The organism is Streptomyces sp. NPDC005281 (assembly GCF_040607495.1).
GTDB lineage: Bacteria > Actinomycetota > Actinomycetes > Streptomycetales > Streptomycetaceae > Streptomyces.
On the sequence record NZ_JBEXGX010000002.1, the window covers coordinates 526,390 to 536,532 of the forward strand.

A 10,143-nucleotide genomic window follows, 5' to 3' on the forward strand; every position below is an offset into this window, starting at 1 on the left:
ATCGCCGGTTGTGCCGTTCCTGCGCACGGGCGCCGTCCGCACAGTCAGGAAGCGGATTCCCGGCGGCCTCTCCGGGCCGCCCGAGAAGCCTGCCGTCCCGCGGGACCCTCGCCCGCTCGAGAAGCCTGTTGCCCTGCGGCACCCTCAGGGCTCGAGAAGCCTGCTGCCCCACGCCACCCCTCAGGGCCGCTCGAAGAACTGGAGTACGCCTCCGGCCGAGAAGCACAACGCTCCGGCCAGCGTGCCCCAGTTGGCGATGTCGATGTTCACGAGACTGCCGGTCGCGGGCCGGGTGTAGGCGGCGAGCGCCGAGACGAAGAACAGCACGGACCCGAACTGGTTGACCGCGACGATCCACCAGCCGAGGTCGCCGGCCAGAACGCGCGGACGCCCGTGGCAGACCTCGACGACCGCGAGGTGCCCGGAGACCAGGAACAGGACGCACCCCACCAGGTCGGGGGCCCAGATGAGCCGGTCCACCTGCTGGACCGAGAGTCCCTTGATCAGCGAGTCCACGAGATTGACGCCGAACACGAGCGTTCCCACGAACAGCAGGAAGGTGCTGAGCCAGTCGATCCGGCCCGGCTCGTAGCTCCACCACCTCCAGCGCCGCCCGGCCAGCGAATCCGATTCGCTGTCGCGACGAGGAGCGTTCACCGCCTGGAGCAGTGACGCGTAACCCCCGGTGTTGAAGAACAGTCCGCCCGCGAAGTAGATCCAGGCGCCCGTCACGCCGCGCGAGCCGAACTCGGCGACCCCGGCCCCCAGAGCGAACAGCAGCCCGCCGACCGTGAACGCGGTCGCGGCGACGGCGTTCAGCCGGCGCAGCCGGGCGATGGACACGGTGTCCGCCCGCCGGGACCGGGCCTCGTCCTCTCCCGGGGCACGCACGGTGAGCAGGCCGCGCTTGCGAGCCCGGCGCGATTCCCAGACCGCGGTACGCCCGTCCATGAGACGCCAGGTCAGCCGGGTCGTGAAGGGACCCGCCCCTTCGGAGCGCGCTTCGGTTCGACTCACCCGGCGACCTTAGCCCGCCATGGAGAAATCCGGCATTCGCCGACCTTGTCACCTTTTGGACGTTTCACTCCGCCCGTGGGTGTCCTCGCCGGCGGCATCCGAGCCGGTGGGCTCAGGACTCCGCCTCGCGCCTCAGGAAGTTGCTGACCTGGCAGGCGAGACTGTCCCGGGCCGGGTCGGGACGCGCACCCGCGTCGACGGGCATGTCGTTCTCGATGCCGCCCGCCCAGAGGTAGCGCTCGGTCCACTCGTCGTCGACCTTCAGCTGGATCTGGATGTCCATCCGGTTCAGGACGGCGCCGGGGCCGGCCGCGAAGAGGACCGCGGTGGCCCGGCGCAGGGGGTAGATGTCGTAGCCCTCGATGAACTGCGAGTTCCGCCAGTCGAGGAAGGCGCTCTCGCCGTCGGCGCCGACGCGGATATCGATCTGGCCGTCTTCCAGATGGATCCCGAAATGCTCGGTGGCGCGGTTCTCGACGGTCACCCGCAATCTGAAGTAGGTGAGCTCGTCGGCGGCGTCGTCGCGCCCCTTCGGTGGCTCCGCCTTTTCCACTCCATGAACGCGAACACGCAGGCCGGCCTGCTCGTCGTACTCCTGCCAGTCCCCGACCACGTTCGGCTTGCGCACAGTCCACCTCTCCACTTCAGAGAGTTGTTCCTATCTGTGCCCTCAACGAAGTGTCAAATGCACCGAACATGCCTTGGCCAGCAATTTCTCCCTTCTTGATCGGTGATCAAGCCGTGCCCAGGCAGAACCTTTCCGCGCCACCCCGGCGGGGTATTTCCGTGCGTGCTGCACATCACGTTTCCCCGGCGCCTCACCCGCCGCTCCACAGCCGCCGCCGCTGTTCGCCGAGCGGGCCCGTCCGACGTCCCGGCGCCGCCGTCGGCGGTCTCGGGGCCGGTACCTGGGCGACTGTCGACGGTCCCCGGACCGGTGACACGGCGCGACCCCTACGGCATCCCCTGAAGCACCATCGAGAACCACACCTTCTTTCCCGTGGTGCCCGGGTCGGCCGGAGCGACGCCCCAGTCGTCGCTCAGAGCGGCGACGACCGTCAGTCCGCGTCCCGACTCCTCCGACCCGTCCGCCGCGCGCCGCACCGGCAGGGCGGACGAGCGGTCGGCGACGGACACCCGCAGCTCGCGCGGGCCGCACTCGATGCCGACGGTGACGGTGTCGCCGCGGTCCGGGCTGCCGTGTCTGAGGGCGTTGGTGAAGAGTTCCCCGGCGGCGAGCACCGCGTCGTCGACGCGCTGGGCCGGCAGCCGCAGCCGGGTGAGGTACTCGGCGACCATGGCCCGCACACCGGGCACGCGCGAGGGGTGCGCCGGGACGGTGGTCCGCAGGCTGTGCGCCCCGCGCACCCGGCTCGCCTCGGTGTTCCCGGACCCGGCGCTCCCCGAGGGCACGGCACGCACGTGTACGGGCTCGGCCGGTGCCGGGGGCTCAGCCGGTATCGGAGGTTCGGCCGGTGCCGGAGGTTCGGCCCGTTCGGGGAGGTGGGTGCGCGGGGGCTGGCCGTCCGCCGGGTGCACCCCCTGTTCCGGTACCCGCCTCTCGTGCCCCGGAGCCCGGCTGCGGTGGGCCGGTGCGGGCGACGGCTCGCGGCGCGAAGCCCTGGATGCCGGCATCGGTCCTCCTTCGGGTGCGGCCCGGGGGCGGCTGTCTCGGCGGCTGCCCGTGCAGCCAACCTGCCGGACTGCCACGGCGACCAGGGGGTATTCGGGTTGTCCGGTTGCAAGCACGTAGTGGTGCGGGATGTATGTTCGATCTTGTGAGGAACGGGAACGGGGGCGGGGCGACGGTGTCCCTCGACAGTGACACCGTCCGGGCGGGACTGCGTGGCAAGCGGGTCCTGGTGACCGGTGGCACGCGGGGGCTCGGTGAACAGATCGTGCGGCTGCTGTCCGCCGAGGGTGTGCGGGTGGCCACCTGTGCGCGCACCGCGCGGGATCTGGAGGCGCTGGCCGTCTCGATGGGCCCCGGTCTCCTCACCCGGCGGCTCGACGTCACGACGCCCGGGGACCTGGAGGGGTTCGTGGCGGACGCGGCGGAACTCTTCGGGGGCCTGGACGGGGTGGTGGCCTGCACCGGCGGTTCTCGCGGCGGCGGCTTCGAGGAGGCGGACGCGGAGGACTGGGCGGCGACCTGGGCCGTGAACGTCGGTCACGCGACCCGGCTGGTACGGGCGGCGGTCCCGCATCTGCGGGCGGCGGGCGGCGGCTCCGTCGTGGTGATCTCCTCGATCTCCGGCTGGAAGCCGGGCCCGCCCGCGCAGTACTCGGTGGCGAAGTCCGCGCAGATCCAGCTGGCCGCCTCGCTCGCCCGCGAGCTCGGTCCGGACGGGATCCGGGTGAACGCGGTCTCCCCCGGCTCCATGCTGATACCCGGCCGGCGCTGGGACCGGATGCGCCGGGAGGAACCGGAGGCGTTCGCCCGTTTCGTGGCGGCGGAACTGCCGGGCGGCGCGCCGGTCGCACCGCAGGAGGTGGCCCGGGTCGTGGCGTTCCTGCTGTCGGACTGGTCGAGCGGGATCTCCGGCGCGCACCTCCCGGTCGACCGCGCCCAGAACGCCCCCTCCCCCGAGGGGTACTGAGCCCCGCGGCCAACCGACTGCGGCGCTCCCTGCCCCTGCGACTCAGCGACCGCGGCGCTCCCTCATGCCACCGCGCCGCCCCTGCCGGCTGCCCGCCCCTGTCTCACCCGCCCGTCCCTGTCAGCTGCCCGTCCCTCAGGCCGCCGTCCCGAGGACGCCGCGGGAGCGGCGCTCGAATTCCTGCACGACGGGTTCGGTGCGTCGCGGTTCGAGGCGTCTGCGGAAGTCGCGCAGGGCCTGGACGGAGCGTTCGCTGTGGACGGCGCCGAGGGTCTCAAGTGCCAGGGTCGCGGTGCCGACCGCCTCGTCCAGGCGGTCCTGCTGAAGGTGCGCGGTGGCGAGGACGGAGCGGCTGATGGTCTGACGCCTGCGCCGGTCAGCACCCGAGCCGAGCGACTCGCTCGCCGTGCGCTCGGCCTGGCGGGCGAGCCCCAGGTCGCGGAAGCACAGCGCGGACTCGGCCTGAAGGTAGTGGTGGTCCAGATAGCGCACCCAGGGCGACTCCTGCTCGGCGCCCTTGCTCGCCGCCAGTTGCCGCTCCGCCAGCCGCAGCGCCTCGGCGGTGTCGTCCGAGCCGCCCTGGGCCGCATGTCCGCGCGCCGACATGGCGTACAGCCGCATCAGGCCGAGGGGGCTGCCCGCCCCCTGTGCCGTGACGATTCCGGCACGGGCGAGCGCCACCCCCTCGTCGGGGCGGCCGAGGCTGGTGGCGAGGTGGGAGAGCCCGGCGAGGATCTGGCCGCCCAGCACCCGGTCCCGGCCCTCGGCACACAGGCGCAGGCCCTGTGTCATGTAGCGCTGGGCGAGGCCGTACTCCCCCGCGTCGTACGAGCTCCAGCCGGCCATCGCGGCCAGGCGAGCGGCGGCTGCGTAGAGCCGGCGGCGCTGCCCGGACGGCGCTCCGCGCCGCTGGAGCATGGGGACGACCTCGGTGGACAGGTAGTGCACGATGCTGGTGCGGACCCCGCCGCCGCCGTAGTGGTTGTCCATCTGGTCGAACACGGCGATCATCGCGTGCACCTGCTCGACGGGTCCGCCGTTCACCGGGAGGGCCGAGGCGACCGTTTCCCGGTGTTCCAACAGCCATAGCAACCACTCGCGTTGAGGGTGGGTGAGGGCCGAGGCGACGAAGGGGACAGCGCCGAGGAGACTGCGCCGGGAGATGTCGGTGGAGCCGAGTTCCGCGAGCGTGTGCAGGGTCTCCGCCACGTCCTCGCCGTAGACGAGCGCTCGGCTCGCGACCGGGCGCTGCGGATCGGAGTGGAAGCCGAGGTCCGCGGGGGACATGGCGCGGCCGAGCCGCTCGGACAGTACGGCGGCGATCAACTCCGGTGTGTTCCCCCGGGGTTGCTGCCCCTGGAGCCAGCGAGTGACCGACGCCTTGTCGTAGTGGGAGTCACCGCCCTGACGGCGCCCCAGTTCGTTGACCCGCAGGGCGAAGGAGGCATAGGAGCAGCCGGCTTCCTTGAGAGCGGCCCCCAGCACCCGATTGCCCCCGGCGGTCCTGCCGGCGCCCCTCGCCTGTCCCTCGGTCACGGCGGCCATCCCGTATCGCCTCACATCCGCGTGCGGCTGCGCTGCGGCACATAGCTGACGAGACGTCAATCACAGTACGATCAAGCGCAGTTGAGCGTGATCGTCGCCGAATGTGCGACAGGTCACTCGATCACTATGGTGGCCCGCCGACCGCCTGTGCAACCGGCGTCCTGATAATTTCGGAACGATCCGTATCGCTCTGTCCCTGTCGGCGACCGCGTGCCACACTGCCCCCTGGAACGGCCCTTCCCGGGAGGTGGGACGTGGGCGAGAACCGCTCCGGCGGCAGCGCGCCGACCGTCCTGCGCATGGTCCTCGGGAAACGGCTGCGTCTTCTGCGGGAACGCGCGGGCCTCTCCTACGAGCAGGCGGCACAGGCCATCGAGGTCACGGCCCTGACGGTCCGCAGGATCGAGAAGGCCGAGGTCGGGCTCCGCATCCCGTACGTGCGGGAACTGCTGCGCGCGTACGGGGTCCCGGCACCGGAGTCCGACGACTTCCTCGCCCTGGCCAGGGAGGCCAACCAACCGGGCTGGTGGTACACGTACCGCGACGTGCTGCCGGACTGGTTCAGCGCCTACGTCAGCCTGGAGAGCGAGGCCTGCGTCATCCGTCTCTACGAACCCCACTACGTGCCGGGCCTGTTGCAGACCCGCGACTACGCCACGGCCCTGATGCGTGTGGGTTTCCCGAACGAGCCGAAGGAGGACGTCGCCCGCCGCGTGGCCCTGCGGATGAAGCGCCAGGACCTGCTCGCCGGACCCGAGGCACCGGCCGTCTGGGCGATCCTGGACGAGACGGTGCTGCGCCGGCCCGTGGGCGGACCCGCCGTGATGCGGGCGCAGTTCGACCGGCTGGCCGAGGCCCTGGACCTGCCGAAGGTGCGGATCCAGATCATGCGCTTCGGCGCCGGCGCCCACCCGGGCGCGTTCGGCCCATTCCACCACTTCCGCTTCGGGTTCTCCGAACTCCCCGACATCGTCTACACGGAGAACCTGGTCGGCGCGGCCTACGTCGACCGGCCCGACGACGTCGTCAGCCATCTCGAAGTACTGGACCGGATGTCCGTGCAGGCGGAGCCGGTCGCCCGGACCAGGGCCATCCTGGGTGAACTGCGTAAGGAGTTGTGATCCATGGGACCCGTGCACAACGGCATGTCCGCGGCCCGGCTGGGAACCGAGGGCTGGCACAAGCCATGGAGCGGCACCAACGGCGGAAGCTGCGTCGAGGCCAAGCGGCTTCCCGACGGAAGTGTCGCGCTGCGCCAGTCGCGGGACCCCGAGGGACCGGCGCTGATCTGTTCGCGCGAGGAGATGGCCGCGTTCATCGAGGGCGCCAAGTCGGGACAGGCCGACTTCCTGATCGCCTGAACGAGACGCGCGCACCTCCCGAGGCGCAACCACGCCCCCACAACCGGACAACCCGCACGCACACTCCCGCCGTGCGGGTTGTCCCCCCTCCCCCAGACTGTCCGCGCCGGCGCCGCCCACGATCCCCGGCTACCTCATCCGCTCGGTGACGTTCGTGGCGGGCGAGACGGTCAGTCGGTCGTCGCCGGCTCGATGTTCTGGTTGAGGTGGAACAGGTTGGCCGGGTCGCGTTCGGCCTTCACCTGCGACAGGCGCGTGTAGTTGCCGCTGTAGCTCGCCCGGACGCTTTCCTGGTCCTCGGCCATCACCATGTTGACGTACGCGCCGCCCGCGGAGTACGGCTGGAGCGCGTCGGAGTAGTCGACGCTCCACCGCTTGACGGCCTCGGCGTTGGCCGGGTCGGGGTCCACGCCGGCGTAGACGGCTGCCCAGCCGGAATTGCGGTAGCCCCACGCGGTGTCCGTCGGGCCGACGTCATGGACGGCTCCGTCGATGGGGTACATGTGCATCGTCGACTTCCAGGTCGGCATCGCGGCGCCGAACTTGGCGTGCAGGTCGACGGCCTCGGCCGGGATCTCGTCCACGAAGCCCGCGCGCCAGTACCACTGGTCGCCGGGCGGGTAGACGCCGTCGAAGGCGGACTGGATGGCCGGGTGCGGCATCGGCGCGGGGCCGTGCAGCAGCGGCTCGGGCAGGGCGGCGAGCAGCGGCGCCATGTCCCGGGCCGCGACCTCGGCGTCGCCTCCGGTGTGGCACCACAGCACACCGCAGACCTTCTTCAGATGGATCTCCTCCGGGAACGGCGGCCCTGGCGGGACCGAGGCGAAGAGGAAGAAGCCGCCGAGTTCCCGGGGTGCGTTCGGAATGAAGTCACGGTAGGCGGCGAGGACTTCGGCGCCGAGTTCGACGGGCCAGAAGGTGGGCCCCGCGACGACCGTGTTCACCTCGTGCAGCCGGAAGACGAATGAGGTGACGACGCCGAAGTTGCCGCCGCCTCCGCGGATCGCCCAGTAGAGGTCGGTGTTCTCGTCGGCGTTCGCCCGGACGTGTTCGCCGTCGGCCAGGACCAGCTCGGCCTCCAGCAGGTTGTCGACGGCCAGCCCGAACTTGCGGGTCAGGTGGCCGAGGCCGCCGCCGAGGGTGATGCCGCCGACGCCCGTGGTGGAGATGATGCCGCTCGGCGTGGCCAGGCCGTGTTCGTTGGTGGCGCGGTCGACCTCGCCCAGCAGACAGCCGCCGCCGACGCGTACCGTCCGCGCCGAAGGATCGACCGCGATGTCCTTGAGCGGGGAGAGGTCCAGGACCACTCCGTCGTCACAGGTGCTCAGGCCGGCGCCGTGATGGCCGCCACCGCGCACCGCGAGCGGAAGCGCGTGGTCGCGCGCGAAGCCGATGACCTGGGCGACGTCCTCCGTGGAGGTACAGCGCGCCACCAGGGCGGGCCGCCGGTCGATCATCGCGTTGTAGACGGCACGGGCCTCGTCGTACCCGGAGTCCTCCGGGCCTGTCAACTGCCCTTTGAATCCAGAGAGTTCCTGGTGTGCCGCTTGTACCGGTGTGATGGACATGTGTATCCCCGTATCTGGAGGCCGCCCCCAGATCCCGGCGTCACAGCCGGGGAGCCGGCTCCCGCCGATGGGTCCGATGTGCCCGTTTCAGCCCGATCAATGACCAGCCTAACCCCGCGCCAACCGCCTAGCTCGGCGACCCGTGCCGCCCGCGGGCACCGGTCGACGGCAGTACCCGCGGACGCGCCGAGCGCGTCGATCCGTACGGGACCGACGCGCTCGGCGACTTGACGCGGGGCCGGACCCGCTCGGGGCCCGGCCCGTCCTGCGGTCACCCGTGGGAGGCGACCGCCTCGGTCACGCCACGCCCTGCGGCGAGCGCGGGTTCCGGCAGCACCGCGTACAGGGGCGTCGCACGCGCCACCCGCAGACAGGGCGCGGGCACCGGCGGGTCCAGCGGTGCACGATCGGCGGCACGGGCCCGCCACGAGGACCAGATGATCTTCCCGCCGGCGTCCGTGGCGCAGCAGCCCCAGCCGTCGCTGAGAGCGGCGATCTGGGCCAGACATCCCTGCGGCGCCCGGTGCGGGCCGATGTCCTGGCTGTTGTCCGAGACGGCGGCGAAGAGTCGCCGGCCGTTCCACCACATCTCGATCGTGGTGTTCTTGTCCGCCGAGTGCTGCTCGATGGTGCTGAGCAGCGCTTCCGCACAATGGCAGACGGACTCGACGAGATTCTCCAGGTTCCAGTACCTGAGGTGCGCGGCCAGGATCCGCCTGACCTGCCCGACCTTCTCCTGGCTGAGCTCCACATCTAGGTGGTAGTAGCAGGGGACTGCGGCTTTCATCGTCGTTGGCTCCTCACCGGCGCGGCTCTCGCTCCTCCTCGCCCCCTGCGGGACCTGGCCCCGATTGCGAAGCGTGAGCGCCGATCGCTCCTGAGTCACCCTCAGCATGAGAGGGCTACTCCATTCGTGCAACACGAGCGCGACCCCAATGTGGTTGAAGAACCAACAAGACGCTCGGTCGCCGTACAGGCACCATGAGTGAGGGTGTCGCTCCGTGGCGGACCGGCTCCCCTTCGCGTACGGCCCTCATCCGCCGGCCAGGCGAGCCGTGCGCGGTCGAGAGATCGGGAAGGTGACCAGCGTGATGCTGCTGCCTGCCAAAGCCGAGGTCGCCAGGCATCTGGAGCGCTACCGGGCGTGGGAACGCCTGCTTCTCGCGACTCCCGCCGACCGTGTGGTCCGGGGGAACTTCGAGAACACCGGATACACCCTGTGCGTCCTGATGGGGAAGCGCTGCGCGCGGGAGGCGGCGAACGCCGCCGAGGTCTACCTGCAGGACGTTCCGGCACGGATCTGAAACGACGGTCCCAGGGACCGCACCGAAAGGGCCTTTCGCGGCGACGACGATTCGGGCCCAGAACCGCGGAGGCGAGACGCATGGACGCGAACACGGACGCGAACACGACGACCGGCCGTATACCCGTCAGGGATGTGCGGCCGGTCGTCGATTGCGGCAGGCGGCCCGCCAAAGCGGTTGTGGGCGAGACCTTCCAGGTCACCGCCACTCTTTTCGGTGAAGGCCATGACGTGGTCGGCGCCAATGTCGTCCTGCGCGACCCGGACGGCCGACCCGGCCCGTGGACGCCGATGCGCGAGGCGGCCCCCGGAAGCGACCGCTGGGGCGCCCATGTCACTCCATGGGAAACGGGCCACGGCACCTACCTGGTGGAGGCGTGGAGCGACCCCGTGACCGGGTGGCGGCGTTCCGCCGAGATCAAGATTCCCGCCGGAATCGATGTCGGGCTGGTCCTGGAGGAGGGCGCCGGCCTTCACGAACGGGCCGCCGCGGGTGTGCCCGACGCCGCCGGCCGGAACACGGTGCTGGCGGCCGCGAACACTCTGCGAGACGACTCCCTGCCGCCTGCCGAGCGGTTCGCGGCGGCCCTGGCCCCCGAGGTGGCGGCCACTCTGGCGGAGCATCCGCTGCGTGAACGGCTCACCCGCTCCCTCCCGTTGCCGTTGCTGGTGGAGCGGGAGCGGGCGTTGTTCGGGGCGTGGTACGAGTTCTTCCCGCGCTCGGAGAGCGGGGTGCTGGATCCGTCGGT

At 71.2% G+C, this 10,143-nt stretch carries 10 protein-coding genes and 1 pseudogene; 5 read left to right on the forward strand and 6 right to left on the reverse strand.

Annotation, left to right across the window (positions count from 1 at the left end):
- Positions 1–180 precede the first annotated feature (180 nt).
- The 3 genes from ABZV42_RS05100 to ABZV42_RS05110 form a co-directional block, all read right to left on the reverse strand.
- Positions 181–1,017, reverse strand: coding sequence for a hypothetical protein (locus ABZV42_RS05100; protein ID WP_355987453.1), 837 nt, complete (start codon positions 1,015–1,017; stop codon positions 181–183).
- Between the two features lie 112 nt (positions 1,018–1,129).
- Positions 1,130–1,645 carry a hypothetical protein gene (locus ABZV42_RS05105; RefSeq protein ID WP_355987455.1) on the reverse strand — a complete coding sequence of 172 codons (516 nt, stop codon included), beginning with the start codon at positions 1,643–1,645 and terminating at the stop codon, positions 1,130–1,132.
- A 326-nt stretch (positions 1,646–1,971) separates the two neighbouring features.
- Entirely contained in the window at positions 1,972–2,439 is a 468-nt protein-coding gene (locus tag ABZV42_RS05110; RefSeq protein ID WP_355987457.1) for an ATP-binding protein, read from the reverse strand.
- 356 nt (positions 2,440–2,795) lie between these two features.
- Here ABZV42_RS05110 and ABZV42_RS05115 point away from each other — a divergent pair, with 356 nt between their 5' ends.
- The gene (locus ABZV42_RS05115) at positions 2,796–3,617 is read left to right on the forward strand and encodes an SDR family oxidoreductase (RefSeq protein WP_355987459.1); all 822 of its coding nucleotides are present in this window, start codon (positions 2,796–2,798) and stop codon (positions 3,615–3,617) included.
- A 135-nt stretch (positions 3,618–3,752) separates the two neighbouring features.
- Here the strand turns inward: ABZV42_RS05115 and ABZV42_RS05120 are convergent, their stop codons facing one another.
- Entirely contained in the window at positions 3,753–5,162 is a 1,410-nt protein-coding gene (locus ABZV42_RS05120) for a hypothetical protein (RefSeq protein ID WP_355987461.1), read from the reverse strand.
- Between the two features lie 299 nt (positions 5,163–5,461).
- Here ABZV42_RS05120 and ABZV42_RS05125 point away from each other — a divergent pair, with 299 nt between their 5' ends.
- Positions 5,462–6,283, forward strand: coding sequence for a helix-turn-helix transcriptional regulator (locus ABZV42_RS05125; RefSeq protein WP_355987481.1), 822 nt, complete (start codon positions 5,462–5,464; stop codon positions 6,281–6,283).
- 3 nt (positions 6,284–6,286) lie between these two features.
- Entirely contained in the window at positions 6,287–6,523 is a 237-nt protein-coding gene (locus ABZV42_RS05130) for a DUF397 domain-containing protein (protein WP_355987463.1), read from the forward strand.
- A gap of 170 nt (positions 6,524–6,693) precedes the next feature.
- Here the strand turns inward: ABZV42_RS05130 and ABZV42_RS05135 are convergent, their stop codons facing one another.
- Entirely contained in the window at positions 6,694–8,091 is a 1,398-nt protein-coding gene (locus ABZV42_RS05135) for an FAD-binding oxidoreductase (protein WP_355987465.1), read from the reverse strand.
- Positions 8,092–8,362: 271 nt separating this feature from the next.
- Positions 8,363–8,878, reverse strand: coding sequence for a pep a2 (locus tag ABZV42_RS05140; RefSeq protein WP_355987467.1), 516 nt, complete (start codon positions 8,876–8,878; stop codon positions 8,363–8,365).
- Between the two features lie 304 nt (positions 8,879–9,182).
- Between ABZV42_RS05140 and ABZV42_RS05145 the strand changes: the two are divergent.
- Positions 9,183–9,374 (forward strand): annotated as a pseudogene (locus ABZV42_RS05145) (DUF5133 domain-containing protein); the annotation flags it as partial.
- 101 nt (positions 9,375–9,475) lie between these two features.
- Positions 9,476–10,143: maltotransferase domain-containing protein (locus ABZV42_RS05150; RefSeq protein ID WP_355987469.1), on the forward strand; the 668-nt coding region annotated here is incomplete at its 3' end.